The sequence below is a fragment of the Pseudomonas sp. 2FG genome (assembly GCF_005502935.1).
Classification (GTDB): domain Bacteria; phylum Pseudomonadota; class Gammaproteobacteria; order Pseudomonadales; family Pseudomonadaceae; genus Aquipseudomonas.
Genome location: NZ_SCMP01000007.1, coordinates 92,649 through 117,223 on the forward strand (window position 1 = coordinate 92,649; position 24,575 = coordinate 117,223).

The window sequence follows — 24,575 nt, forward strand, 5'->3', positions numbered from 1 at the left end:
CGCGGCCAAGCAGTAAACCGGCAATAAAGCCGCACCGCACGCTCGTCGCCGCTTGCGCCGCGGCGGACGCCTCACTAACGTAGCGCCTGCCCAATGCCATCCCCCGCAGGAGCTTCACGCCATGGCCTCGCCAGCCTTTCAGCGCTTCCTTCCCCGTTTCGCTGCCGCCGCCGCGCTCACCGCCATGGTCGGCCTGAGCGGTTGCCAGAGTTGGCTGGACAGCCACTATGCCGACAGCCTGCCGCCCACCTCCGGCATCCAACCGGTTAAAGGCCTGGCGCAGAGCGTATCGATCCGCCGCAACGCCCTCGGCATGCCGCTGATCGAAACCACCACCTTCCATGACGCGCTGTTCGCCCTCGGTTATGTGCATGCCAGCGACCGCCTGAGCCAGATGGTCGGCATGCGCCTGATGGCCGAAGGACGCCTGGCCGAGATGGTCGGCCCCGGCGCGCTGGAGATCGACCGTTTCATGCGCGCGGTGAACCTCAAGCAAAGCGCCGAGGTGCTCTACAAGAATGCCTCGCCGCGGATGAAGAAGTTCTTCGAGGTCTATGCCCGCGGGATCAACGCTTACCTGTTCCGCTACCAGGACAAGCTGCCGATGGATCTGGCCGAGTCCGGCTACAAGCCGGCCTATTGGAAGCCGGAAGACTCGGTGCTGGTGTTCTGCCTGATGAACTTCGGCCTGGCGGTGAACCTGCAGGAAGAAATCGCCTCCCTGGTGCTGGCGCAGAAAGTCGGCACCGACCAACTGGCCTGGCTGACGCCGAGTTACCCGGACGAACCGCTGCCGTTTGAAGAGGCCGAGAAGCTCAAGGGGCTGGCCCTCAGCGGGCAGATCCAGGGCCTGAGTGCGGTCAACGCCGCCGCCAGCCAGATCGCCAAACTCGACATGCTCGGTGTCGCGGCGTCGAATAACTGGGCCATCGCCCCGCAACGTAGCCGCAGCGGCAAAAGCCTGCTGGCCAACGACACGCATCTACCGATTGCCATGCCCTCGGCCTGGAACTTCGTCCAGATCCGCGCACCGAAATTCCAGGCCGCCGGCGTCTCCATCGCCGGCGTCCCTGCCGTGGTCGCCGGCTTCAACGGCAAGCTGGCCTGGGGCATGACCATGGTCATGGGCGACAACCAGGACCTGTTCCTGGAGAAGATCAAACGCCAGGGCAGCCGGCTCTATTACCAGGCCGACGGCAACTGGCAGCCGGCGCGCGAACGTCAGGAAACCTTCTTTATCAAAGGCCAGCGCCCAATCCGCGAAACCATCTTCGAAACCCGCCATGGCCCTCTGTTGAACACTGTGCTCGGTGAACGCAAGCACCTGCTGCAACCCCTGCAGCTGGCCAGCGGCTACGGCCTGGCGCTGCAAAGCGCTCAATTGGAGGGCGATCGGACGCTCGATGCCTTCTTCAATCTGTCCCGCGCGCAGTCGGTCGAGCAGGCCTTCGAGGCCACTCGGGAAATCCGTGCCATCCCCTTGAACTTGGTGTTCGCCGATGCCCAGCACATCGGCTGGCAGGTCACCGGGCGCTACCCCAATCGCCGTGGCGGTGTCGGTTTGCTGCCCTCGCCCGGCTGGGATGGCCAATATGACTGGGATGGCTACGCCGACCCGATGCTCCACCCCTACGACCAGGACCCGCAACAAGGCTGGCTCGGCACCGCCAACCACCGCACAGTGCCGCGCGGCTATGGCATGCAGCTGTCCAACTCCTGGTATTACCCGGAACGGGCCGAGCGGATTGCCCAGCTGGCCGGCGGCGGCAAACACGACAGCCAAAGCACGATCGCCATGCAGTACGACCAGAAATCGCTGTTCGCCGGCAAGCTGCAAAGCATGTTCGAAGCGCCCGGCATGGCCCAGCCGCTGAAAAAAGCCATCGACGCCCTGCCCGCTGCCGAGCGCGCGCAAGCCCGCGAAGCCTATAGCCGCCTGATGGCCTTCGACGGCACGCTGGCCGCCAACTCTGCAGATGCGGCGCTGTATGAGGCCTTCCTGCAGGAAAGCGCGCGGCAGACCTTCCTCGACGAACTGGGCCCGGAAACCAGCCCAGCCTGGCAAGCGCTAGTCGAGACCGCCGACCTCTCCTACTCGGCACCGGCCGACCATCTGCTCGGCCGTGAGGACAGCCCGTTCTGGGATGACCTGAAAACCGCACAAAAGGAAGACAAACCGGCCATCCTCGCTCGCAGCCTGGTCGCCGCCCTGAGCTTCTGCGAAGCTAAACTCGGGGCGGACCGCAACGCCTGGCAGTGGGGTAAATTGCACAGTTACACCTGGGCCACCGAAACCACCCAGATGGCGAAATACCTGAGCGGTAGCGACAGCGCCGGCATCAATGCGATCAAGGGCTACCTCGACCGCGGCCCCTACCCGGCCGGCGGCGACCACAGCACCCTGAACGTCTCGGCCTACCACTGGGGTGAAGACTTCGATACCTGGCTGATCCCGGCCATGCGTATCGTCGTCGACTTCGGCCGCGCCGAGCCGATGATCGGCGTGAACAGCACCGGCCAGTCCGGCAACCCGGCCAGCCCACACTACGCCGATGGCATCGACGCCTGGCTGAAGGGGCACTACATGAGCTTCCCGTTCCAATCAGAGAACCTGGACAAGACCTACGGCAGCAAGCGCCTGCTGCTGACGCCGGGCAAGTGATGACCGTTCGTCGACCAGTGCTGAACTAATCTCTCAGCGGTTCGCTCTGAGTAAGTGGACTTACTCCATAGATCTTTTTAAGGGCACCTTCGGGCGCCCTTTCTTTTGCCCGCGCCAAAGCCGCTTGAGCATGCCCCGAGGCCACGCACTGCGCCCGGAACGCTCGATACTGGCTAAATCGCATCATTTTTTGAACTTTCCCGGCATAGGCCACTCAGAACCTATGCATCGTTTGCTTCTCCGGGCGCCACTTTAGGCGCCTATTTTTTTGCCTGGCGTTTGCTGCCTGGAACGGCTCCAACACCGCCGGCCTCTCACGGCCAACGGCAAACAAGGCCCCTGGCCTTTGCAACAGCCATGAAAAAGCCGGGCAAATGCCCGGCTTTTTCATGCGCTTCGAACCTCAGGCCTTCGGCAGGGTAACGCCCAACTGGCCCTGGTACTTGCCGCCGCGGTCCTTATAGGACACTTCACAGGTTTCATCGGATTCGAAGAACAACATCTGCGCCACACCTTCGTTGGCGTAGATCTTCGCCGGCAGTGTGGTGGTGTTGGAGAACTCCAGGGTGACGTGCCCTTCCCACTCGGGTTCCAGCGGCGTCACGTTAACGATGATGCCGCAACGGGCGTAGGTGCTTTTGCCCAGGCAGATGGTCAGCACGTTGCGCGGAATCCGGAAAAACTCCACGGTGCGCGCCAGCGCGAAGGAGTTCGGCGGGATGATGCAGACGTCGCTCTTGACGTCGACGAAGCTCTTCTCATCAAAGTTCTTCGGGTCGACGGTGGCCGAGTTGATGTTGGTGAACACCTTGAATTCGTCGGCGCAACGCACGTCGTAACCGTAGCTGGACACCCCATAGGAGATCAGCCGCTCGGCGCCCTCGGTGCGCACCTGGCGCTCGACGAAGGGTTCGATCATGCCGTGCTCTTGGGCCATGCGGCGAATCCACTTATCCGATTTGATGCTCATGGCGGGCTGTCCTGAATAGCAATTGGTGAAAAAGTGAGCGCATCTTACCGGGAGGCAAGGCGGCGGGCAAAGGTCTGGGCTCTTGCTCGCTCCCTTGGGGAGAGAGGGGAAATTCGCAGCAGATCCGCTTGCAATCCGCAGCGCCCCTCTCCCGCCCTGGCGGGCACCCTATCCCGACGTGAGGAGAGCCATACGTTTCAATCGTCGCTGATGCTGATAGTCGGCATCACCGTTGCACTCTGCTCGCTCTGGGCAATGCGCGCGCCGACGCAGCGCGCGGCTTCCTGATACAGCATGGCGATCTGGCTCTCCGGATCGGCGATGGTGGTCGGCTTGCCACCATCTGACTGCATACGGATGGCCATCGACAGCGGCAAGGAGGCCAGCAAATCCACGCCGTACTGCGCCGCCAGCTTCTCGCCACCGCCCTCGCCGAACAGGTGCTCAGCATGCCCGCAGTTGGAGCAGATGTGCACGGCCATGTTCTCGACCACCCCGAGCACCGGGATGTTGACCTTGCGGAACATCTCCACACCCTTGCGCGCATCCAGCAGGGCCAGGTCCTGCGGGGTGGTGACTATCACCGCGCCGGCCACCGGCACTTTCTGCGCCAGGGTCAACTGGATATCACCGGTGCCCGGCGGCATATCGACGACCAGATAGTCCAGATCGCCCCAGGCGGTCTGGGTCACCAGTTGGATCAAGGCACCAGACACCATCGGCCCACGCCAGACCATGGGCGTGTTGTCGTCGGTGAGGAAGGCCATCGACATGACTTCGACGCCATGCGCCTTGATCGGCACGAACCACTTCTGATCCTTGACCTGCGGGCGGGTGCCTTCCGGGATGCCGAACATGATGCCCTGGCTCGGGCCGTAGATATCCGCATCGAGGATGCCGACCTTGGCGCCTTCACGGGCCAGCGCCAGCGCCAGATTGGCCGCGGTGGTGGACTTGCCCACCCCGCCCTTGCCGGAAGCCACGGCTATCACGTTTTTCACGTTGGCCAAGGCCGGCACCTGGGCCTGGGCCTTGTGCGCGGCGATGACAGAGTCGATTTGCACCGTGGCCTTGGCTACCCCATCGAGGTTTTCCAGGGCCATGGAAAGCATCTGCGCCCAACCGCTTTTAAACAGACCGGCGGCATAACCCAACTCCAACCGCACACTGACCTGCTCGCCGTTAATGGCGATATCGCGCACACAGCCGGCGCTGACCGGGTCCTGGTTCAAATGCGGGTCGGTGTACTGGCGCAGCGCGGCTTCCACTGCTTGACGGGTAATAGTGGACATAAGGAAATCCTGACGGGCATAAAACAGATGGGCGCTATCCTACTCCAGGCACCCCGTTCTCGCATAAGCCCCCACCGGCTGTGAAGCGCAAAACGAAAAGCAGCTGCACCGCCGCTATCGCCCATAAGCTGAATAGGCGCAAGGTCAGCGAACCTCTACGGATGAAAAAAACCCGCCGGGCCTTTATAGTGGCCGACCTCCGTTTCACTCAGATCAGTAGCCGAGCCCCATGTCCGAGCCCCGCAAGATTCTCGTCACCAGCGCCCTGCCCTACGCCAACGGTTCCATTCACCTTGGCCATATGCTCGAGTACATCCAGACCGATATCTGGGTGCGCTTCCAGAAGCACCGCGGCAACCAATGCGTGTACGTCTGCGCGGACGACGCCCACGGTTCGGCGATCATGCTCCGCGCCGAGAAGGAAGGGATCAGCCCGGAACAGCTGATCGATAACGTCAAGGCCGAGCACAGCGCCGACTTTGCCAGCTTCCTGGTGAACTTCGACAACTTCCACTCGACCCACTCGGACGAAAACCGCGAGCTGTCGAGCCTGATCTACACCCGCCTGCGCGATGCCGGGCATATCGCCACCCGGGCGATCACCCAGTATTTCGACCCGGAAAAACAGATGTTCCTGGCCGACCGCTTCATCAAGGGCACCTGCCCGAAATGCGCGGCAGAGGACCAGTACGGCGACAACTGCGAGAAATGCGGCGCCACTTACGCCCCGACCGACCTGAAAGACCCGAAATCGGCGATCTCCGGCGCCACCCCAGTGCTCAAGGAGTCGCAGCACTTCTTCTTCAAGCTGCCCGACTTCGACGCCATGCTGAAAAGCTGGACCCGCAGCGGCACCCTGCAGGACGCCGTGGCGAACAAGATCGCCGAATGGCTGGATTCCGGCCTGCAGGAGTGGGACATCTCCCGCGATGCGCCCTACTTTGGCTTCGAGATCCCCGGCGAGCCGGGCAAGTACTTCTACGTCTGGCTGGACGCGCCGATCGGCTATATGGCCAGCTTCAAGAACCTCTGCGCACGGCGCCCGGAACTGGATTTCGACGCGTACTGGAGCAAGGATTCGACCGCCGAGCTGTACCACTTCATCGGCAAGGACATCGTCAACTTCCACGCCCTGTTCTGGCCGGCGATGCTCGAAGGCGCGGGCTACCGCAAGCCGACCGGGATCAACGTGCACGGTTACCTGACCGTGAACGGGCAGAAAATGTCCAAGTCCCGCGGCACCTTTATCAAGGCCCGTACCTACCTGGACCACCTGTCGCCGGAATACCTGCGCTACTACTACGCGGCCAAGCTCAGCCGCGGCGTCGACGACCTGGACCTGAACCTCGAAGACTTCGTGCAGAAGGTCAACTCCGACCTGGTCGGCAAGGTCGTCAACATTGCCAGCCGTTGCGCCGGTTTTATCCATAAGGGCAACGCCGGAGTGCTGGTCGATGTCAACGCGGAGCCTGCGCTGACCGAGGCCTTCCTCGCCGCCGCCCCGAGCATCGGCGAGGCCTATGAGGCCCGCGACTTTGCCCGCGCCATGCGCGAGATCATGGGCCTGGCCGACCGCGCCAACGCCTGGATCGCCGACAAGGCGCCCTGGTCCCTGGCCAAACAGGAAGGCCAGCAGGACGAAGTGCAGGCCGTCTGCGCCTTGGGCATCAACCTGTTCCGTCAGTTGGTGATCTTCCTCAAGCCGGTGCTGCCGAACCTGGCCAGCGATGCCGAGGCGTTCCTCAATGTCGCGCCGCTGACCTGGGCCGACCACAAGACCCTGCTGGCCAACCACCAGTTGAACGCCTTCCAGCCGCTGATGACCCGCATCGACGCCGCGGCCGTCGCCGCCATGACCGACGCCTCGAAAGAAGACCTGGCCGCGACCGAGGCGGCCCCCTCCGGCAACGGCGAACTGGCGAAAGACCCGCTGGCAGCGGAAATCGAGTATGACACCTTCGCCGCCGTCGACCTGCGCGTGGCGCTGATCGTCAAGGCCGAACATGTGGACGGTGCCGACAAGCTGCTGCGCCTGACCCTGGATATCGGCGACGAACAACGCAACGTGTTCGCCGGCATCAAGAGCGCCTACAAGGACCCGGCCCAACTGGAAGGCCGCCTGACCGTGATGGTCGCCAACCTCAAGCCGCGTAAGATGCGTTTCGGCATGAGCGAAGGCATGGTCATGGCCGCCGGCCCTGGTGGCGAGGAAATCTACCTGCTCAGCCCGGACAACGGCGCCAAGCCGGGGCAGCGGGTCAAGTAAGCCGGCTTTTCGTAGGAGCGAGCATCGCGAGCAGAGCTCGCTCCTACTGCCAGCGTCGGCCGATTACCACTTTCCCGACCCATCGCCGATAATCCACCCATCTCACTCAACGGGCTCTGCGTACGGTCATGACCGAACTCTTCCTCGCCCTGCTCGGCGCAGCACTGGTCAACAACCTCTTCCTCATGCTGCCCGCCGGTGCCGATGCGTTGCGCGCACGGCGCGTGCGGCTGCTGGGCCCGGCCAGCGCCCTGCTGATCCTGTTCGCCACGCCGCTGGCGTGGCTGCTGCAAAGCCTGCTGCTGGAGCCACTCGAGCTCAGCTATCTGCGACTCTTCGTACTCATGCCACTGCTGGCGCCGCTCGCCTGGCTGAGCTCAAAGGTCTTGGCTCGCCTGCGCCCGCAACTGCCCCAGGACGGACTCTGGCCACTGCTGCTCGGTAACGGCGCAGCCCTGGCCGCGATGCTGCTGGCCAGCCAGCCGGCAGCGAGCTTTGCCCTGGCGCTGGCCCTTGGTCTCGGCGGCGGCCTGGGCTTCTGGCTGGCACTGGCGCTGTTCACCGACCTGCTGGGGCGCATCGAACAGGCCGATATACCTGCGCCGTTCAAGGGGGCGCCAGTGATGCTCATCTGTGCCGGGCTGATGGGCCTGGCCTTTCTTGGCTTCAACGGGCTCGGTTTCAATGGGTTCGGTCTCAATGGACTAGGTGCGCCATGAGCAGCCTGATCCGCATCGAGGCCATAGACGCGCTGCTGCCGCAGACCCAGTGCGGCAAGTGCGGCCACCCCGGCTGCAAGCCTTACGCCCGGGCGATTGCCGAGGGCGAGGCGATCAACAAGTGCCCACCCGGTGGTGTCGCGACCATCCAGGCGTTGGCCGAACTGCTGGATGTTCCGGTGCTCCCGCCTGAGATCCCGCCAATTCCGCCGCAGATCGCCTTTATCCGCGAGGCCGAATGCATCGGCTGCACCAAGTGCATCCAGGCCTGCCCGGTGGATGCCATAGTCGGCGCGGCCAAGCAGATGCACACGGTGCTAGTCGACGAATGCACCGGCTGCGAACTCTGCGTCGCACCCTGCCCGGTGGACTGCATCGATATCCTGCCGCTGCCCGAACCTGAGGCTCAGGCCCAACGCCAGCGCGCCGACCAGTTCCGCCTGCGCTTCGAAACCCATCAGGCCCGACTGGAACGGGAAGAGGCGCGCAAACTGGCTGAACGGCAGGCCCGCGTCGAGCGCGCCGCGCAGCCCCAGACGCAGCAGAGCGCAGGAGCGAGCGACCCGGTGCAAGCGGCGATCGAGCGGGTCAAGGCGCAGAAGGCCGCAGCCGGCACCCTCACCGACCAGCAGAAACGCTTGAAGATCGAGGCCGCCATGGCCCAGGTCGCGCTAAGCAAGGCCGAAAAGCAGCTGGCGACCCATGGTACGCCGGCGCTCGAGGCCCAGGTCGCCGAGCTGCGCGCAGCCGCCGTCGCGGCGCAGGCGGCCCTGCAAGCGGCCTCACCGGCAGCGCCCGCCAGCGCCGATGAGGCCGCGCTGAAAAAGGCCAAAATCGCCCTCGCCGTCCGCCGCACCGAGCTGAAAAGCGCCGAACGCAACGGTGTCGAGGAAACCGAACTGATGCGTCTGCGCGCCGCCCTGAGTGACGCCGAGCAGGCGCTACAGGCGGCCGAGGAAGCCAGCGGCAAGCCGCCGCCGGAGCTGGTGCGAATCGACAAGCAACCGGTCGATACCCGCCTGCGCGCACTCAAGACCGAACTGGCCTACGCCCGCGCCGAGGTGAGCAAACTGGAACGCCGCAGCGAGGCCGATGCGGATGCCCTGACCAAGGCCAGGGCCCGGCTGGCCGAGGCCGAGCGGCAGTTGCATGAATACGCCCCGGTATAACCCGGCTTGGGGCCGCGGCTGGCTAGCCTTGGGCGCCGAATGCTGGGCATCGCCAACCTGTGGCGAGGCGACAGAGTGAGCGGCCTCCCCCGCTTCGACCCGCGCCCCAGCATGCAGCTGGTGCTGCTGGCCTGCCTGCCCGGCGCGCTGGCGCTGCTCTGGCAATACGGTTGGGGCAGCCTGCTGCAACTGCTGTTGGCCCTGGCCGCCGCCCTCGCCTGCGAAGCTCTGGTGCGCCAGTTGCGCCACCAACCACTCGACAACGCGCACGCCCTGTTCGGCATCGGCGCCTTCGCCGAAGGCAGCGCGCTGGTCAGCGCCACCCTGCTGGCCCTGGCGCTGCCGCCCTACTCACCCTGGTGGCTGACCCTGGCCGCCAGCGCCTTTGCCATCCTGTTCGGCAAGGCGCTGTTCGGTGGCTTCGGGCAGAACCCGTTCAACCCGGCGATGCTCGGCTATGCCTTCGTCCTGGTGGCCTTCCCGGTGCAGATGAGCCAGTGGCCGGCGCCCGGTAGCGGCCATGGCTTGCTGGCGGCGCTGCAACAGGTGTTCGACCTCGGTTCCGGGCTGGTGGATGGCTGGAGCCAGGCGACGGTGCTGGACAGCCTCAAGCACAACGACCGCCTGACCATCGATGAGCTGTTCGCCGCTCACCCGGCGTTCGGTCATTTCGGCGGACGCGGGACGGAATGGGTCAACCTGGCCTTTCTGCTCGGCGGCCTGTTTCTAGTGCAGCAGCGGGTAATCCGCTGGCAGGCGCCGCTGGGCATGCTCGCTGCACTGTTCGTGGTCAGCCTGCTGTGCTGGAACGGCTCGGGCTCTGACTCCAACGGCTCGCCGCTGCTGCACCTATTTTCCGGCGCAACCATGCTCGGCGCCTTCTTTATCGTCACCGAACCGGTGTCCGGCGCCGCCAGTTCACGGGGCCGCTTGTTGTTCGGCGTCGGCGTCGGGGTACTGGTCTATGTCATCCGCACCTGGGGCGGTTACCCGGACGGCCTGGCCTTCGCCGTGCTGCTGATGAACCTGGCGGTGCCGGCGCTGGAACGGCTGGCCGCGCGCAGTGCGGGAGCCACAGCATGAATAGCCGGCAAGCCGTGACGCTGGCCCTGCTCGCCATCCTTGGTCTGGTTCTGTTGGTCGGCATCCAACAGCTGCTCGCCGAGCGTATCGAGCGCGAACGTCAAGCCACCGCCGAACGCGCCCTGCTCGACCTGTTGCCGGCCGGCAGCTACGACAACCATCCATTGGCCCGGCGCATCGCCCTGCCGGCCAGCGACCTGCTCGGCCAGCCAGCGCCCGAGTTCGCCTATCTCGCTACCTGGCAAGGCGCACCCAGCGCGCTGCTGCTACCAGCCACGGCGAACGGCTACGAAGGACCGATCCGTCTGCTGCTGGCCATAGGCCCGGATGCCCGACTGCTCGGCGTGAAGGTGCTCGAACAGCGCGAGACGCCCGGCCTCGGCGATCTGACCGCGGCCGACAAGCGCCCCTGGCTGCGTGGATTCGTCGGCAAGTCGCTACGCACCTCGCCCGAGCCGGACTGGCGGGTGCGTGCCGACGGCGGCCGGTTCGATCAGGTCGCCGGCGCCACCGTCACCTCGCGCGGCGTGGTCAAGGCCGTGCAGCAGGCCTTGAGCTTCTTCGACGCGCACCGGCAGCGTTTGCTGCAAGCCCCTGCGGATGCAGCACCATGAGGCGCCTGCCCAGCACCCCGCTTAGCCTGCTCGGCCTCGCCCCGCTGCTGGGTGCCAGCGATCTGCTGGTCAAGGCACTGGGGCTCGCGCTAGCCGGCCTGCCGGTGCTGGCCGGCTTTGGCCTGTTGCTAGCGCTCGTGCATAAGCGCATTAATGGAACCACCTATTGGCTGGCCGCGCTGCTGATCGCCTGCACCCTGGTCAGCTGCGCCGAACTGCTGATGCAGGCCTTCGCCTTCGACCTACATCACGCGCTGGGGCCGTTTCTAGCGCTGCTGATCCTGCCTTGTCTGCAACTCGCCCAGGGCGAACCGCAACGCCCCAGTTCTGGCCTGGCACTGGGCCTGGTTTTCGCCCTGAGCGCCCTGCTGCTGGGTGCCTTGCGCGAAGCCCTCGGCAGCGGCACGCTGTTCGCCCATATGGACTGGCTGTTCGGCCAGAACGCCGCCCATTGGCAACTTGGCCTCGCCCAGTTCAGCGGCCTGCAACTGTTCGCCCTCGCGCCCGGCGCCTTTATCCTGCTCGGCCTGTTGCTGGCAGGGGGACGCCGCCTCTTCACCGTGAAAACCGACCACTGATGAACGCCACCAAACGCCACGAAATTTTCCGCCGCCTGCATGAAGACAACCCAGAACCCAAGACCGAGCTGGCCTACTCGTCGCCGTTCGAACTGCTGATCGCGGTGATTCTCTCCGCCCAGGCGACCGACGTCGGCGTCAACAAGGCCACCGCCAAACTCTACCCGGTAGCCAATACCCCGGAGACCATCTATGCCCTCGGTGTCGAAGGCCTGAGTGAGTACATCAAGACCATCGGCCTGTTCAACAGCAAAGCGAAGAATGTCATCGAAACCTGCCGCCTGCTGGTCGAACGGCATGGCAGCCAGGTGCCGCAAACCCGCGAAGAGCTGGAAGCCCTGCCCGGCGTCGGGCGCAAGACCGCCAATGTGGTGCTCAACACCGCCTTCCGCCAACTGACCATGGCGGTGGACACCCATATCTTCCGCGTCAGCAACCGCACCGGCATCGCCCCTGGCAAGAATGTGCAGGAGGTGGAAAAACAGCTGATGAAATTTGTCCCCAAAGAATTCCTGCTCGACGCGCACCACTGGCTGATCCTGCATGGCCGCTATGTGTGCCAGGCCCGCAAGCCACGCTGCGGCAGCTGCCGTATCGAAGATCTGTGCGAATACAAACACAAGACCTCTGACGATTGACCCGCTATTGCTTCACCCAGTAAAGCGATTGAAAAAATCTTTTTTACCCGCCCCGGTTTTGCCGTTATAAGGTGCGCAAATGGCCCTTGTAGCCGGGAGTGAACGTCATGAGCACTAGCAAAGAAGACCTGGAACTCGACGAAGACGTTGGCACCGATGAGGCGGATGATGCGGCAGAGACCCCGGTGGAAGTCGCCAAAACCAATCTGACCAAACGGCGCATCATCGACAACCTCTTGGAAGAGCGTCGCCTGAACAAACAACTGGCCGAATACGACTTCGATCTGTAATCGCCCCATGAAAAAGCCCCGCGATGCGGGGCTTTTTCATTCACGCCAGGAACGGCCTTGGCCGCGCCGGCTTGACAGAACACAGCCGCTCAATCACCGCGGTGCGGTGACAACAGCTCGATCTTATAACCATCCGGGTCTTCGACAAAGGCCAAGAGGCTGCTGCCGTGCTTCATCGGCCCCGGCTCGCGGGTGATCTTGCCGCCTCGCGCGCGGATGTCTTCGCAGGCCTTGTAGACATCGTCGACTTCCAGCGCGATATGCCCGTAACCGCTACCCAGTTCGTATTGCTCGACGCCCCAGTTCTGGGTCAGCTCGATCACGCTATTCTCGGCTTCGTTGCCGTAACCGACGAAAGCCAGGGTGAATTGGCCCTCCGGATAATCTTTGCGGCGCAGCAGGGTCATGCCCAGCACCTCGGTGTAGAAGGCGATGGACTTATCCAGATCGCCGACGCGCAGCATGGTGTGCAGCAGTCTCATCAGGCTTCTCCTTATTCGGTGCCGCTGGTGGCGGACGCAGTAACGAACAACCCCGGCGCTTGGCCGGGGTTGTTTGGTCAGGCTCAGGCTGTTCAGCTTATCAGAACAGCTTGCGACCCTTGTTGGCGGCGATGCGCATGCGCAAGGCGTTCAACTTGATAAAGCCGGCCGCGTCGGCCTGATTGTAGGCGCCGGCATCGTCCTCGAAGGTGGCAATCTTGGCGTCGAACAGCGACTCATCAGACTTGCGACCGGTGACAATGACGTTGCCTTTGTAGAGTTTCAGCCGCACCACACCATTCACGTGGGCCTGCGAGGCGTCGATCATCTGTTGCAGCATCAGACGCTCCGGACTCCACCAGTAGCCGGTGTAGATCAGGCTGGCGTACTTGGGCATCAGCTCGTCTTTCAGGTGCGCGACTTCGCGGTCCAGGGTGATCGATTCGATGGCGCGGTGCGCACGCAGCATGATGGTGCCGCCGGGCGTCTCGTAGCAGCCGCGCGACTTCATGCCGACGTAGCGGTTCTCGACTATGTCGAGGCGACCGATACCGTTCTCGCCGCCGATCTTGTTCAGTGTCGCCAGCACGGTAGCCGGGCTCATTTCGACACCGTCGAGGGCAACGATGTCACCGTTGCGGTAAGTCAGCTCGAGGTAGGTCGGCACGTCCGGCGCAGTTTCCGGCGACTTGGTCCAACGCCACATGTCCTCTTCGTGCTCGGTCCAGGTGTCTTCCAGCACGCCGCCTTCATAGGAGATGTGCAGCAGGTTGGCATCCATGGAGTACGGCGATTTTTTCTTGCCGTGGCGCTCGATCGGGATCGCGTGCTTCTCGGCGTAATCCATCAGTTTCTCGCGTGAGAGCAGATCCCACTCACGCCAGGGGGCGATGACTTTTACGCCCGGCTTCAGGGCATAGGCACCTAACTCGAAACGCACCTGGTCGTTGCCCTTGCCGGTCGCACCATGGGAAATGGCATCGGCGCCGGTTTCGTTGGCGATCTCGATCAAACGCTTGGCGATCAGCGGGCGGGCGATAGAGGTACCGAGCAGGTACTCGCCTTCGTAAACGGTGTTGGCGCGGAACATCGGATAGACGAAGTCGCGCACGAACTCTTCGCGCAAGTCGTCAATGTAGATTTCCTTGACGCCCATGGCCTGCGCCTTGGCGCGTGCCGGCTCAACTTCTTCGCCTTGGCCGAGATCCGCGGTGAAAGTCACCACTTCACATTGATAGGTATCTTGCAGCCACTTGAGAATCACCGAAGTGTCGAGGCCACCGGAATACGCCAGGACAACCTTCTTTACGTCCGCCATGCCATCACTCCACGGGGTTGTACGGAAAACCCGTGATTCTACTGCTCGCGCCGACTGATTTACAGAGGCGCGACGGCTTGTGATGACGAAGCGACAGAACCTGTCGTCGCTGCGACCGCTAAAGCAGGATCAGGAGGTATAGGCGGAACCTGGCTTGCTCGCCAGCACGGCGGACGAACTCTCCGGCGCCGAAATCGGTGATGCTTTGCGACAGGCGGCACTCGAACTGATCGCCCTCGACCGTCCATTCAAGCTTTTCCAGACGCGCCTGAACGCTGATGGCCACGGCCGGCAGGCTGGCGAACAGACAAAGCACAGCGAGATGGCGGGCTCCACAAGGAATAACGGCATGCCTCGGTGCTATCGGTTGAGTCAGGCAAAACTTGATAGCGAGTGCCTGAGAGCGGCTTTTCCGGTAGCATTCCCAGCAGTTTTGCCCGCCTGGAATCCCCCCAATGACCGACCGCCTGACCCTGCTGCGCCCCGACGACTGGCACATCCATCTCCGTGACGGCGCAGTACTGCCGCGTACCGTCGCCGACGTCGCGCGCACCTTTGGCCGCGCCATCATCATGCCGAACCTGGTGCCGCCGGTACGCAACACCGAAGAAGCCGACGCCTACCGCCAGCGCATCCTGGCCGCACGCCCGGCCGGCAGCCGTTTCGAGCCGCTGATGGTGCTTTACCTCACCGACCTCACCAGCGCCGAAGACGTGCGTGCGGCCAAGGCCTCGGGCTTCGTCCACGCCGCCAAACTCTATCCGGCCGGCGCCACCACTAACTCGGACGCTGGCGTCACCAGCATCGACAAGATTTTCCCGGTGCTGGAAGCCATGGCCGAAGTCGGCCTGCCGCTGCTGGTACACGGGGAAGTCACCCGTGGCGAAATCGACGTATTCGACCGCGAGAAGGTGTTTATCGACGAGCAGCTGAGCCGGGTGGTCGAACGTTTCCCGACGCTGAAAGTGGTGTTCGAACACATCACCACCCGCGAGGCCGTGCAGTTCGTCACCGCGGCTTCGGCGAACGTCGGCGCCACCATCACCGCCCATCATCTGTTGTACAACCGCAATCACATGCTGGTTGGCGGTATTCGCCCGCACTTCTATTGCCTGCCCATTCTGAAACGCAACGTGCACCAGGAAGCCCTGCTGGATGCGGCGGCCAGTGGCAACAGCAAGTTTTTCCTCGGCACCGACTCGGCACCGCACGCCCAGCACGCCAAGGAAACCGCCTGCGGTTGTGCCGGCTGCTACACCTCCTATGCCGCCATCGAGTTGTACGCCGAGGCCTTCGAGCAGCGCAACGCGCTGGACAAACTGGAAGCCTTCGCCAGCCAACACGGCCCAGACTTCTATGGTCTGGCGCGCAACAGCGAGACCATTACCCTGGTTCGTGAAGAATGGATCGCCCCGACTAGCTTGCCGTTCGGCGAGCAAAGCGTAATCCCGCTGCGCGCCGGTGAAAAACTGCGCTGGCGCCTGCTGGAGCAAAACACGTGAGCAACGATAACTACGACGACGAACAGGAAGGTCACGGCGGTGGCAACTCACGCCACCCCATGGCCCAGCGCTTTCGCGGCTATCTGCCGGTAGTCGTCGACGTCGAGACCGGCGGCTTCAACTGCGCCACCGACGCCTTGCTGGAAATTGCCGCGGTTACCGTGGGCATGGACGAAAAAGGCTTCCTCTTCCCCGAGCACACCTATTTCTTCCGGGTCGAACCGTTCGCGGGGGCCAATATCGAAGCGGCCGCACTGGAGTTCACCGGCATCAAGCTCGACCACCCGCTGCGCATGGCCGTGAGTGAAGAGGCCGCCCTGACCGACATCTTCCGGGGCATCCGCAAGGCGCTGAAAGCCAACGGTTGCAAGCGTGCCATCCTAGTCGGGCATAACAGCAGCTTCGACCTGGGCTTCCTCAACGCGGCGGTCAACCGCAACGACATGAAGCGCAACCCCTTCCACCCCTTCTCCAGCTTCGACACCGCCACCCTCGCCGGCCTCGCCTATGGCCAGACCGTGCTGGCCAAGGCCTGCCAGACCGCCGGCATCGACTTCGACGGCCGCGAAGCACACTCCGCGCGTTACGACACCGAGAAAACCGCGGAGCTGTTCTGCGGCATCGTCAACCGCTGGAAAGAAATGGGCGGCTGGGAAGACTTCAACGAATAAACGCACACAAAAACCCGGCCTAACAGACTGTGTGAACACCCGCTGATAGCGGGCCAAGCAAACGCCCCGACCTGTTCGGGGCGTTTGCTTTTGTGCGGGTGATGATGGGAAAAACGGCGTTTCAGCGCCATCGGCGCGATGAGCTCGCCGAGAGTCCTCAAGCCCAAGCACCGCAGCCCCGACACAACTCCCACAGCCAGGCCTAAGCTGACAGCGCAGGCCACAGCCGCGCAGCTAGGGCACAACTGTCTTCAGGCTAATGGCCCTTTGACGGCTTCCGCGCGGTTGCCAATACTCACAGCAGTCTGATGCCTCTGGCCTCGAACAAGGAATGCTCATGTGAAGCTGGAACTCAAACACAGCTTGTCGCTGAAGCTGCTCCGCGTGGTGCTGCTTTCAGCACTGGTAGTCGGGGTGGCGCTGAGCTGTGGGCAAATCCTCTTCGACGCCTACAAGACGCGCCAAGCGGTGGCCAACGATGCGCAACGCATCCTCAACATGTTCCGCGACCCCTCGACTCAGGCGGTCTACAGCCTGGATCGGGAGATGGGCATGCAGGTCATCGAAGGCCTGTTCCAGAACGAATCCGTGCGTTTCGCCGCGATCGGCCATCCGAATGAGCCGATGCTCGCGGAAAAGTCCCGCGACCTGATGAAGCGCCCCATGCGCTGGCTGACCGACCCGATTCTCGGCGATGAAGCCACCTTCTCCACCCAACTGGTGGGCCGCAGCCCCTACAGCGAATACTACGGCGACCTGACCCTCACCCTCGACACTGCGCCCTACGGCGAGGATTTCGTCACCAGCTCGGTGATCATCTTCATCTCCGGCGTGCTGCGCGCGCTGGCCATGAGCTTGGTGCTCTATCTGGTCTACCACTGGCTGCTGACCAAACCGCTGTCGAAGATCATCGAGCACCTGACCCACATCAACCCGGACCGCCCCAGCGAGCACAAGCTGCCGATGCTCAAGGGCAACGAGCAGAACGAACTGGGTCTGTGGATCAATACCGCCAATCAGTTGCTCGCCTCCATCGAACGCAACACGCATTTACGCCGTAAGGCAGAAGACAGCCTGCTGCGCATGGCCCAATACGACTTCCTCACCGGCCTACCCAATCGCCAACAATTGCAGCAGCAGCTCGATCAGATTCTCGCCGATGCCGGCCGCCTGCAACGCCGGGTGGCGGTGCTCTGCGTCGGCCTGGACGATTTCAAAGGGATTAATGAACAGTTTAGCTACCAGACCGGCGACCAGTTGCTGCTCGCCCTGTCCGACCGCCTGCGCAGCCACAGCGGTCGCCTCGGTGCCCTGGCGCGCCTGGGTGGCGATCAGTTCGCCCTGGTGCAAGCGGATATCGAACAGCCCTATGACGCCGCCGAACTGGCGCAAAGCGTGCTGGATGACCTGGAAGCGCCGTTCCTGCTCGAGCAGCAAGAGGTGCACCTGCGCGCCACCATCGGCATCACCCTGTTTCCGGAAGATGGCGACAGCACCGAGAAGCTGCTGCAGAAAGCCGAACAAACCATGACCCTGGCCAAGAGCCGCTCGCGCAACCGCTATCAGTTCTATATCGCCAGCGTCGACAGCGAAATGCGCCGCCGCCGCGAGTTGGAGAAGGATCTGCGCGACGCCCTCGCCCAAAACCAGCTGTATCTGGTCTACCAGCCCCAGGTGGACTATCGCGATCATCGCATGGTCGGCGTCGAGGCGCTGTTGCGCTGGCAGCATCCGCAACACGGTCTGGTGTCGCCGGACCTGTTTATTCCGCTGGCCGAGCAGAACGGCAGCATCATCGCCATCGGCGAGTGGGTGCTCGACCAGAGCTGCCGCCAACTGCGCGAATGGCACGATCTGGGCTTCGTCGACCTGCGCATGGCGGTCAACCTCTCCACCGTGCAACTGCACCACGCCGAGCTGCCGCGGCTGGTGAACAACCTGATGCAGGTCTACCGCCTGCCGCCACGCAGCCTGGAACTGGAAGTCACCGAAACCGGCCTGATGGAAGACATCACCACCGCCGCCCAGCACCTGCTCAGCCTGCGCCGCTCCGGTGCGCTGATCGCGATCGATGACTTCGGCACCGGCTACTCGTCGCTGAGTTACCTGAAGAGCCTGCCGCTGGACAAGATCAAGATCGACAAGAGCTTTGTGCAGGATCTGCTGGACGACGAGGACGACGCGACCATAGTGCGCGCCATCATCCAGTTGGGTAAAAGCCTGGGCATGCAGGTCATCGCCGAAGGCGTGGAAAACCTCGAGCAGGAGGCCTACATCATTGCCCAGGGCTGCAATGAGGGGCAGGGCTATCTGTACAGCAAACCGCTAGCGGCCCGCGAGCTGATGCAGTACCTGAAACAATCCCGCCGTGTCAGCAACACCAGCACTAACCCCGCGACACTCTGAGCCCTGCTCGCGATAAGAAGCCCTACGCTTACCTGCGCCACATCCTGGAGCGCCTGCCGCGGGCCAAATGCGTCGAGGACTACGAAGCGCTCCTACCTTGGAACTGCTCGCCCGCCCTGTAGGGTATATGCCCCGCATTGGGTAGGATGGGGCTTTGGAGCGCTTACCCATAAACGACAATGCCCGTATCGCTCGATACGGGCATTGTCTTCATCCATGGCTCAGACTGCTAGGTTTTCACACAGTCTGTAACTGCGGGCTTTTGGTGGGCGCAACAGCCTTACAGCTTGCTAGCGTTCTCAGCCAGGTACGAGGCTACGCCTTCAGGTGTGGCGGTCATGCCTTTGTCGCCTTTCTTCCAGTTAGCGGGGCAGACTTCGCCGTGCTCTTCGGTGAACTGCAGAGCATCGACCAGACGCAGCAGCTCGTCCATGTTACGACCCAGCGGCAGGTCGTTGACGATCTGCGAACGCACGACGCCGTTCAGGTCGATCAGGAAGGCACCACGGAACGCCACGCCGTCTGCGGACTCAACGTCGTAGGCTTTGGCGACTTCGTGTTTAACGTCGGCGGCCAGGGTGTACTGGACTTGGCCGATGCCGCCTTTGTCTACCGGGGTGTTACGCCAGGCGTTGTGGGTGAAGTGGGAGTCGATGGAGACACCGATCACTTCCACGTTACGTGCCTTGAACTCAGGGATGCGGTGATCCAGAGCGATCAGCTCGGACGGGCAAACGAAGGTGAAGTCCAGTGGGTAGAAGAAAACCAGACCGTATTTGCCTTTGATTGCCGAGGACAAGCTGAAGCTGTCAACGATCTCGCCACTACCCAACACCGCAGCTACGTTGAAATCAGGGGCTTGTTTGCCTACCAGTACGCTCATTCGATATCTCCTTGAGTGATGAGTGAGGTGCGAGCCGAGCTAAACCTAGCACCGACAAACGACAGCGCAATGACACGACCCGCTCCAGGAATCATTAATGATACACCTCGATTTTGAGCAAGGCCCACCGCTTTTTGACCCTCCTCGCGCTTATGGGGCACGCACCCCGGATAACCGTTCATCCGGCAGCAGGGCCTCTCGCACAATACTTTAAACATACGTTTTGACAAGCATTCTCATTAACATTAGTATCCTTGGCATCAAGTCATTTCGAGCTTTGGGCCATCCATGTACGTCTGTCTCTGCCTTGGTGTCACCGACGGCCAAATTCGCGATGCGATCTTCGAAGGTTGCTGCAGCTACCGTGATGTTCGCAAGACGCTGGACGTTGCCAGCCAATGTGGCAAATGCGCCACCCTGGCCAAGCAAGTAGTCCGTGAGACACTGACCGAAGTGCAAAGCAGCCAAGCTGCACTGGCCTACCCCGTCGGTTTCGTTTCAGCCTAATTCGAACGCTTTGAACAACCGGACCTCGTGTCCGATTTTTATGCCTGCAATTCAAGCGCTTAGCGGTAAAACGCAGAACTTAAACATTCGTATTCAGATTAATTTTCACTTAAATTTCAATAACTTAACATTTGACAGCCACTATCTGTCGGCCCAAAATTCATAGTCACCTACTCCCTTGCACGGCAGGATCCGACATGAAAGGCGACAAGAAAGTCATCCAGCATCTGAACAAGATCCTCGGGAACGAATTGGTGGCGATCAACCAATACTTCTTGCACGCGCGCATGTACGAAGACTGGGGTCTGAAAAAACTCGGCGAGCACGAGTACCACGAATCCATCGACGAGATGAAGCATGCGGACAAGCTGATCAAGCGCATCCTCTTCCTCGAAGGCCTGCCCAACCTGCAAGACCTCGGCAAAATCCTGATCGGCGAAAACACCAAGGAAATGCTCGAGTGCGATCTGAAGATCGAGCATAAAGCCCACATCGACCTCAAAGACGCCATCGCCTACTGCGAGAGCATTAGCGACTATGCCAGCCGCGAGCTGCTGGAAGAGATCCTCTGCTCCGAGGAAGACCACATCGATTGGCTGGAAACCCAGTTGAGCCTGATCGACAAGGTCGGCCTGCCAAACTACCTGCAGTCGCAGATGGACGAATAAACCGCAGACACAAAAAAGCCCCGCACTGGCGGGGCTTTTTATTGCTCAGGTTTTCTCTACCGAGTCAACCGGCACAGCACTCTGAATCAGGCATCGGCCTTGTGCGTCGCCGCTTTGATCAGGGTTTGCAACTCCCCCTTCTCGAACAGTTCGGCCATGATGTCGCTACCGCCGACCAGCTCACCACCGACCCACAGCTGCGGGAAGGTCGGCCAGTTGGCGTACTTCGGCAGGTTGGCGCGGATTTCCGGGTTTTGCAGGATGTCGACATAGGCGAACTTTTCGCCACACGCCATGACGACCTGCGCAGCTTTCGACGAAAAGCCACACTGTGGGGCATTCGGCGAGCCTTTCATGTACAGCAGAACGGTGTTGTTAGCGATCTGCTCTTTGATGGTTTCGATGATATCCATGGGGTACCTCAGCACTGGACTTTCCGACTCACGGGTCGGCACGGTGGCGGCATTGTAACGGAAAGCCACGCACTTGGCTCGGCCTCCCATCCTTGAAGATTAAGCCGCTTCGACTTCGACGGGAACACCATTCAAGGCGGCATTGCCAGACAACGCATCGAGCTGACGCTCGTCGGTCAAATCATTCGCACTGGCCCCCGGTTGCGCACTGGCGATCGCCATCTGCACCCCCGGCCGGCCATGACCCCAACCGTGCGGCAAACTGACCACGCCGGGCATCATCTCTTCGCTGGCGGCCACTTCCACCTCGATGGCGCCCACCCGCGAGCGCACTCGCACGCGCTGACCGTCGGCCAGACCGCGTTTGGCCAGATCCTCGGGGTTCATCAGCAGTTGATGGCGCGGCTTGCCCTTCACCAGGCGATGGTAGTTATGCATCCAGGAGTTGTTGCTGCGCACATGGCGACGGCCGATCAGCACCAGCTCATCGGCCTTGGGCACGGAGTCTGCGGCGAAGCGCGGCAAATCGCTCAATAGCAAGGCTGGGGCAGCCTGGACCTTTTTGCCAGGCGTCTTCAAACGCTCTGCCAGATTGGGCTTGAGCGCCCCCAGATCGATGCCGTGGGGATGCTCGCGCAGCTTGGCCAACGACAGTTGGTGCTCGGACTTGTCGCCGTAGAGACCGAGACGCAGGCCCATATCGATCATCTGCGCCGGCGCCATGGTCGGCTTCAACTCGATACCGGTTTTGCTGGCGAAGGCCTTGGCCAGACCGACGAAAATTTCCCAGTCGTGCAGCGCGCCCACCGGCTTGTCCAGCACCGGCTCGTTGAAGCGGGTGACGTTGCGCACGGCGAACATGTTGAAGGTGGTGTCGTAGTGGTCATGCTCCAGCGGCCCGGTGGGCGGCAGGATCAGATCGGCATAGCGGGTGGTCTCGTTAATATAGAGATCGACGCTGAGCATGAACTCCAGGCCATCCAGCGCCTGCTCCAACTGACGGCCGTTGGGCGTGGACAGCACGGGATTGCCGGCGACGGTGATCAGCGCACGGATCTGCCCCTCGCCCGGCGTCAGCATTTCCTCGGCCAACGCCGCCACCGGTAGCTCGCTGCCGTACTCCGGAAGGCCGGAGACACGGCTCTGCCAGCGATTGAAGTTGTTGCCAGAGGTGCTGGCCACCAGGTCCAACGCCGGTTCGGTGCAGAGGGCGCCGCCCACCCGGTCAAGGTTGCCGGTGACCAGATTGATCAGTTGGATCAGCCAATGACAGAGCGTGCCGAAGGCCTGGGTGGAGACCCCCATGCGGCCATAGCACACGGCCTTGTCGGCCGCCGCAAAGTCGCGGGCCAGTTGGCGGATCTGCTCGGCCGGCACGCCACAGCGCCCACTCATGGTCTCTGCAGTGAACCCGGCGATGGCCTGGCGCGTCTCGTCCAGCCCCTCGACCGGCAGATGGCTGGCACGGGTCAGGTCTTCCTCGAACAGGGTGTTCAATATGCCAAAGAGCAGCGCCGCGTCCTGGCCCGGACGCACGAACAGGTGCTGGTCGGCGATGGCCGCGGTCTCGCTGCGCCGTGGGTCGACCACCACTATCTTGCCGCCCCGCGCCTTGATCGCCTTCAGGCGCTTCTCCACATCCGGCACGGTCATGATGCTGCCGTTGGAGGCCAGCGGGTTGCCGCCTAGGATCAGCATGAAGTCGGTGTGGTCGATATCGCAGATCGGCAGCAAGAAACCATGACCATACATCTGCTGGCTAACCAGATGATGGGGCAACTGATCCACCGAGGTGGCGGAAAAACGGCTGCGGGTTTTCAGCAAACCGAGGAAATAGTTGCTGTGGGTCATCACCCCGTAGTTATGCACGCTGGGGTTGCCATGGTAGGTGGCCACCGCATTCTGCCCATGGCGCGCCTGGATATCGGCGAGACGGCTGGCGACCAACTCGAACGCCTCTTCCCATTCGATGGCCTGCCATTCGCCACCGACGCGGCGCATCGGTTGGCGCAGGCGGTCGGGGTCATTCTGGATGTCTTGCAGGGCGACGGCCTTCGGGCAGATATGGCCGCGGCTGAAGCTGTCCTGGGCGTCGCCCTTGATCGAGAGAATCTGCTGGCCACCGCTCTCCAGGGTCGTGGTCTCGATGGTCAGACCGCAGATGGCTTCGCACAGGTGGCACGCACGGTGGTGGAGGGTCTTGGTCATGGCCTAACCTCATATTCTTGTTCAAGACGACCGTTCAGGCCGTGGATTGAAGACTATGGCGGCAGGCGAGTGACTTCGCTAGGAGCGTTCGCCTTATGAATCGGCAGGCATCAGGCCGACCGATTTAACCCTGCGTCCAGCGTCAATAGCGCCGAGGTACGAGGGTTTCCCGTCGCCTCAGCACACCCCATGAGCAGCCCATTCCAGCCAACTTTTTCCCCTGAAACAAAATATCCATGCCCTAGCTAGTCGCATTAATCGCGCAAAGTGCGTATCTTTGGGCCACTGTGCTGCATGTGTACCGCGAATCGCAACTTGGTGTTTAGATCTCGATCCAACCATCTACACGAATCCGATAACTCTTTGCACTCAGTACTGGCACAGGTTACTGCCTGTACCGCAACCCACTCTGTTCAAGGAGAAACACCATGGCTAATCGCGAAACTGGCACCGTTAAATGGTTCAACGATGAAAAAGGCTTCGGCTTCATCACCCCAAGCAATGGCGGCGCTGATCTGTTCGTACACTTCAAAGCAATCCAGAGCGACGGCTTCAAGAGCCTGAAAGAAGGTCAGACCGTTTCTTTCGTGGCTGCTAAAGGCCAGAAAGGCATGCAAGCTGAAGAAGTTCAGGTAGTCTAAGACTCCCAGTTCTGATCAAAAAAGCCCCGCATCATGCGGGGCTTTTTTGTGCCCGGCGTTAGCCCGTCGGGCTCAGAAAACCGGGTTATCGCTCTTGTCGATGCCGATGACTTTAGCCAGCTCCGCCAGTGCCGCGGTCTCGGCATCGATTTTGTACTCGAAGTGCTGATCGGTGCAGATGCGATGGTAGACCGCGTCGGAATCATCCCACAGGCGGCGGATGGCCAGGAAAGCTTGCGGCTCCTTGCCGACCATTCTGGCCGCACTCCAAACAAGATGATGGGCAAAGGTGCGCTGGCTCATAAGACTTCCTGTTCTAGGCTCGCCGACAAGAGATCGACTCTGGCTTTGAGTATGCGCAGTATCCGTGAGCAGCCCAAGCTCCCAGACGGATGGGCCTAATATCTATACCCAAGGTATCCTGCGCGCCCCCCGGCAGCCACTTGCGCCACCCGCCACACCGCTGAAAACCGGCCTTGATGACAGGCCTGCGCCTGGCTTTCATTGCCAACCCGTTGGGCCACAGTGTACAAATGCTCCCCTTCAGCGATGCGGGCAGGCGCAATTTCAGGGCAGATTGGCCTGAATTGCAGAC

Annotated in this window: 23 protein-coding genes and 2 pseudogenes; 16 read left to right on the plus strand and 9 right to left on the minus strand. The window is 62.1% G+C overall.

Annotated features, from left to right (window positions below):
• Positions 1–121 precede the first annotated feature (121 nt).
• Positions 122–2,662 carry a penicillin acylase family protein gene (locus FFS13_RS09235; RefSeq protein ID WP_137818811.1) on the plus strand — a complete coding sequence of 847 codons (2,541 nt, stop codon included), beginning with the start codon at positions 122–124 and terminating at the stop codon, positions 2,660–2,662.
• Positions 2,663–3,065: 403 nt separating this feature from the next.
• On the opposite strand, the gene dcd is transcribed toward FFS13_RS09235, so the two are convergent.
• Together dcd and apbC are read right to left on the minus strand one after the other, a co-directional pair.
• Positions 3,066–3,632, minus strand: coding sequence for a dCTP deaminase (gene dcd, locus FFS13_RS09240; RefSeq protein WP_137818812.1), 567 nt, complete (start codon positions 3,630–3,632; stop codon positions 3,066–3,068).
• A gap of 197 nt (positions 3,633–3,829) precedes the next feature.
• Positions 3,830–4,924, minus strand: coding sequence for an iron-sulfur cluster carrier protein ApbC (gene apbC / locus FFS13_RS09245; protein ID WP_137818813.1), 1,095 nt, complete (start codon positions 4,922–4,924; stop codon positions 3,830–3,832).
• Between the two features lie 229 nt (positions 4,925–5,153).
• On the opposite strand from apbC, the gene metG reads away from it, so the two are divergent.
• From metG to FFS13_RS09285, 8 genes are all read left to right on the plus strand, one after another.
• Complete coding sequence (metG, locus tag FFS13_RS09250; protein WP_137818814.1) at positions 5,154–7,190, plus strand: methionine--tRNA ligase; 2,037 nt, start codon at positions 5,154–5,156, stop codon at positions 7,188–7,190.
• 128 nt (positions 7,191–7,318) lie between these two features.
• Entirely contained in the window at positions 7,319–7,909 is a 591-nt protein-coding gene (locus FFS13_RS09255) for an Rnf-Nqr domain containing protein (protein ID WP_137818815.1), read from the plus strand.
• On the plus strand, positions 7,906–9,078 hold the full coding sequence (gene rsxB, locus FFS13_RS09260; RefSeq protein WP_371922946.1) for an electron transport complex subunit RsxB: 1,173 nt from the start codon (positions 7,906–7,908) through the stop codon (positions 9,076–9,078). The genes FFS13_RS09255 and rsxB overlap by 4 nt, the downstream gene beginning before the upstream one ends.
• 111 nt (positions 9,079–9,189) lie before the next feature.
• Complete coding sequence (locus tag FFS13_RS09265) at positions 9,190–10,161, plus strand: RnfABCDGE type electron transport complex subunit D (RefSeq protein ID WP_137818905.1); 972 nt, start codon at positions 9,190–9,192, stop codon at positions 10,159–10,161.
• Positions 10,158–10,775: an RnfABCDGE type electron transport complex subunit G gene (locus FFS13_RS09270; protein WP_137818816.1), complete on the plus strand. Its 618-nt coding sequence runs from the start codon at positions 10,158–10,160 to the stop codon at positions 10,773–10,775. Before FFS13_RS09265 ends, FFS13_RS09270 begins: the two co-directional genes overlap by 4 nt.
• Positions 10,772–11,353 (plus strand): Rnf-Nqr domain containing protein, encoded by a 582-nt coding sequence (locus FFS13_RS09275; RefSeq protein WP_137818817.1) that lies wholly within the window; start codon positions 10,772–10,774, stop codon positions 11,351–11,353. Before FFS13_RS09270 ends, FFS13_RS09275 begins: the two co-directional genes overlap by 4 nt.
• Positions 11,353–11,991, plus strand: a complete 639-nt coding sequence (gene nth / locus FFS13_RS09280) for an endonuclease III (RefSeq protein ID WP_137818818.1) — start codon at positions 11,353–11,355, stop codon at positions 11,989–11,991. Before FFS13_RS09275 ends, nth begins: the two co-directional genes overlap by 1 nt.
• 107 nt (positions 11,992–12,098) lie before the next feature.
• Entirely contained in the window at positions 12,099–12,281 is a 183-nt protein-coding gene (locus tag FFS13_RS09285) for a PA3496 family putative envelope integrity protein (protein WP_137818819.1), read from the plus strand.
• A gap of 89 nt (positions 12,282–12,370) precedes the next feature.
• Here the strand turns inward: FFS13_RS09285 and gloA are convergent, their stop codons facing one another.
• The 3 genes and pseudogenes from gloA to FFS13_RS19895 all read right to left on the minus strand — a co-directional run.
• Positions 12,371–12,763 carry a lactoylglutathione lyase gene (gene gloA, locus FFS13_RS09290; RefSeq protein WP_137818820.1) on the minus strand — a complete coding sequence of 131 codons (393 nt, stop codon included), beginning with the start codon at positions 12,761–12,763 and terminating at the stop codon, positions 12,371–12,373.
• A gap of 100 nt (positions 12,764–12,863) precedes the next feature.
• Positions 12,864–14,081: an argininosuccinate synthase gene (locus FFS13_RS09295; protein ID WP_137818821.1), complete on the minus strand. Its 1,218-nt coding sequence runs from the start codon at positions 14,079–14,081 to the stop codon at positions 12,864–12,866.
• Positions 14,082–14,220: 139 nt separating this feature from the next.
• Positions 14,221–14,424, minus strand: a pseudogene (locus FFS13_RS19895) (OmpA family protein); the annotation flags it as partial.
• A 112-nt stretch (positions 14,425–14,536) separates the two neighbouring features.
• Between FFS13_RS19895 and pyrC the strand changes: the two are divergent.
• The 4 genes and pseudogenes from pyrC to FFS13_RS09320 form a co-directional block, all read left to right on the plus strand.
• Positions 14,537–15,583: a dihydroorotase gene (gene pyrC, locus FFS13_RS09305; RefSeq protein WP_137818822.1), complete on the plus strand. Its 1,047-nt coding sequence runs from the start codon at positions 14,537–14,539 to the stop codon at positions 15,581–15,583.
• A complete protein-coding gene (gene rnt / locus FFS13_RS09310) occupies positions 15,580–16,254 on the plus strand; it encodes a ribonuclease T (protein WP_137818823.1) in 675 nt (224 codons plus the stop codon). Before pyrC ends, rnt begins: the two co-directional genes overlap by 4 nt.
• A gap of 339 nt (positions 16,255–16,593) precedes the next feature.
• A complete protein-coding gene (locus tag FFS13_RS09315; RefSeq protein ID WP_137818824.1) occupies positions 16,594–18,660 on the plus strand; it encodes a bifunctional diguanylate cyclase/phosphodiesterase in 2,067 nt (688 codons plus the stop codon).
• A 14-nt stretch (positions 18,661–18,674) separates the two neighbouring features.
• A pseudogene (locus FFS13_RS09320) lies at positions 18,675–18,782 on the plus strand (transposase domain-containing protein); the annotation flags it as partial.
• 158 nt (positions 18,783–18,940) lie between these two features.
• Here FFS13_RS09320 and FFS13_RS09325 read toward each other — a convergent pair.
• A complete protein-coding gene (locus FFS13_RS09325; RefSeq protein WP_137818825.1) occupies positions 18,941–19,543 on the minus strand; it encodes a peroxiredoxin in 603 nt (200 codons plus the stop codon).
• A 288-nt stretch (positions 19,544–19,831) separates the two neighbouring features.
• Between FFS13_RS09325 and FFS13_RS09330 the strand changes: the two genes are divergently transcribed.
• Positions 19,832–20,050 carry a bacterioferritin-associated ferredoxin gene (locus tag FFS13_RS09330; RefSeq protein ID WP_137818826.1) on the plus strand — a complete coding sequence of 73 codons (219 nt, stop codon included), beginning with the start codon at positions 19,832–19,834 and terminating at the stop codon, positions 20,048–20,050.
• Positions 20,051–20,247: 197 nt separating this feature from the next.
• Entirely contained in the window at positions 20,248–20,718 is a 471-nt protein-coding gene (gene bfr, locus FFS13_RS09335) for a bacterioferritin (protein WP_137818827.1), read from the plus strand.
• Positions 20,719–20,804: 86 nt separating this feature from the next.
• Here the strand turns inward: bfr and grxD are convergent, their stop codons facing one another.
• Positions 20,805–21,131 (minus strand): Grx4 family monothiol glutaredoxin, encoded by a 327-nt coding sequence (gene grxD, locus FFS13_RS09340; RefSeq protein WP_137818828.1) that lies wholly within the window; start codon positions 21,129–21,131, stop codon positions 20,805–20,807.
• 99 nt (positions 21,132–21,230) lie between these two features.
• Positions 21,231–23,339 carry a molybdopterin oxidoreductase family protein gene (locus FFS13_RS09345; RefSeq protein ID WP_137818829.1) on the minus strand — a complete coding sequence of 703 codons (2,109 nt, stop codon included), beginning with the start codon at positions 23,337–23,339 and terminating at the stop codon, positions 21,231–21,233.
• A gap of 428 nt (positions 23,340–23,767) precedes the next feature.
• Between FFS13_RS09345 and FFS13_RS09350 the strand changes: the two genes are divergently transcribed.
• The gene (locus FFS13_RS09350) at positions 23,768–23,980 is read left to right on the plus strand and encodes a cold-shock protein (protein ID WP_108097521.1); all 213 of its coding nucleotides are present in this window, start codon (positions 23,768–23,770) and stop codon (positions 23,978–23,980) included.
• A gap of 72 nt (positions 23,981–24,052) precedes the next feature.
• Here FFS13_RS09350 and FFS13_RS09355 read toward each other — a convergent pair whose 3' ends face one another.
• Entirely contained in the window at positions 24,053–24,283 is a 231-nt protein-coding gene (locus tag FFS13_RS09355) for a hypothetical protein (protein ID WP_137818830.1), read from the minus strand.
• Between the last annotated feature and the right edge of the window lie 292 nt (positions 24,284–24,575).

What these genes read in the sequence shown, in the direction of transcription:
- FFS13_RS09235 (WP_137818811.1), top strand. Translation starts at nt 122, where the DNA reads ATGGCCTCGCCAGCCTTTCAGCGCTTCCTTCCCCGTTTCGCTGCCGCC.
- dcd (WP_137818812.1), bottom strand. Translation starts at nt 3,632, where the DNA reads ATGAGCATCAAATCGGATAAGTGGATTCGCCGCATGGCCCAAGAGCAC.
- apbC (WP_137818813.1), bottom strand. Translation starts at nt 4,924, where the DNA reads ATGTCCACTATTACCCGTCAAGCAGTGGAAGCCGCGCTGCGCCAGTAC.
- metG (WP_137818814.1), top strand. Translation starts at nt 5,154, where the DNA reads ATGTCCGAGCCCCGCAAGATTCTCGTCACCAGCGCCCTGCCCTACGCC.
- FFS13_RS09255 (WP_137818815.1), top strand. Translation starts at nt 7,319, where the DNA reads ATGACCGAACTCTTCCTCGCCCTGCTCGGCGCAGCACTGGTCAACAAC.
- rsxB (WP_371922946.1), top strand. Translation starts at nt 7,906, where the DNA reads ATGAGCAGCCTGATCCGCATCGAGGCCATAGACGCGCTGCTGCCGCAG.
- FFS13_RS09265 (WP_137818905.1), top strand. Translation starts at nt 9,190, where the DNA reads ATGCAGCTGGTGCTGCTGGCCTGCCTGCCCGGCGCGCTGGCGCTGCTC.
- FFS13_RS09270 (WP_137818816.1), top strand. Translation starts at nt 10,158, where the DNA reads ATGAATAGCCGGCAAGCCGTGACGCTGGCCCTGCTCGCCATCCTTGGT.
- FFS13_RS09275 (WP_137818817.1), top strand. Translation starts at nt 10,772, where the DNA reads ATGAGGCGCCTGCCCAGCACCCCGCTTAGCCTGCTCGGCCTCGCCCCG.
- nth (WP_137818818.1), top strand. Translation starts at nt 11,353, where the DNA reads ATGAACGCCACCAAACGCCACGAAATTTTCCGCCGCCTGCATGAAGAC.
- FFS13_RS09285 (WP_137818819.1), top strand. Translation starts at nt 12,099, where the DNA reads ATGAGCACTAGCAAAGAAGACCTGGAACTCGACGAAGACGTTGGCACC.
- gloA (WP_137818820.1), bottom strand. Translation starts at nt 12,763, where the DNA reads ATGAGACTGCTGCACACCATGCTGCGCGTCGGCGATCTGGATAAGTCC.
- FFS13_RS09295 (WP_137818821.1), bottom strand. Translation starts at nt 14,081, where the DNA reads ATGGCGGACGTAAAGAAGGTTGTCCTGGCGTATTCCGGTGGCCTCGAC.
- pyrC (WP_137818822.1), top strand. Translation starts at nt 14,537, where the DNA reads ATGACCGACCGCCTGACCCTGCTGCGCCCCGACGACTGGCACATCCAT.
- FFS13_RS09325 (WP_137818825.1), bottom strand. Translation starts at nt 19,543, where the DNA reads ATGAGCGTACTGGTAGGCAAACAAGCCCCTGATTTCAACGTAGCTGCG.
- FFS13_RS09330 (WP_137818826.1), top strand. Translation starts at nt 19,832, where the DNA reads ATGTACGTCTGTCTCTGCCTTGGTGTCACCGACGGCCAAATTCGCGAT.
- bfr (WP_137818827.1), top strand. Translation starts at nt 20,248, where the DNA reads ATGAAAGGCGACAAGAAAGTCATCCAGCATCTGAACAAGATCCTCGGG.
- grxD (WP_137818828.1), bottom strand. Translation starts at nt 21,131, where the DNA reads ATGGATATCATCGAAACCATCAAAGAGCAGATCGCTAACAACACCGTT.
- FFS13_RS09345 (WP_137818829.1), bottom strand. Translation starts at nt 23,339, where the DNA reads ATGACCAAGACCCTCCACCACCGTGCGTGCCACCTGTGCGAAGCCATC.
- FFS13_RS09350 (WP_108097521.1), top strand. Translation starts at nt 23,768, where the DNA reads ATGGCTAATCGCGAAACTGGCACCGTTAAATGGTTCAACGATGAAAAA.
- FFS13_RS09355 (WP_137818830.1), bottom strand. Translation starts at nt 24,283, where the DNA reads ATGAGCCAGCGCACCTTTGCCCATCATCTTGTTTGGAGTGCGGCCAGA.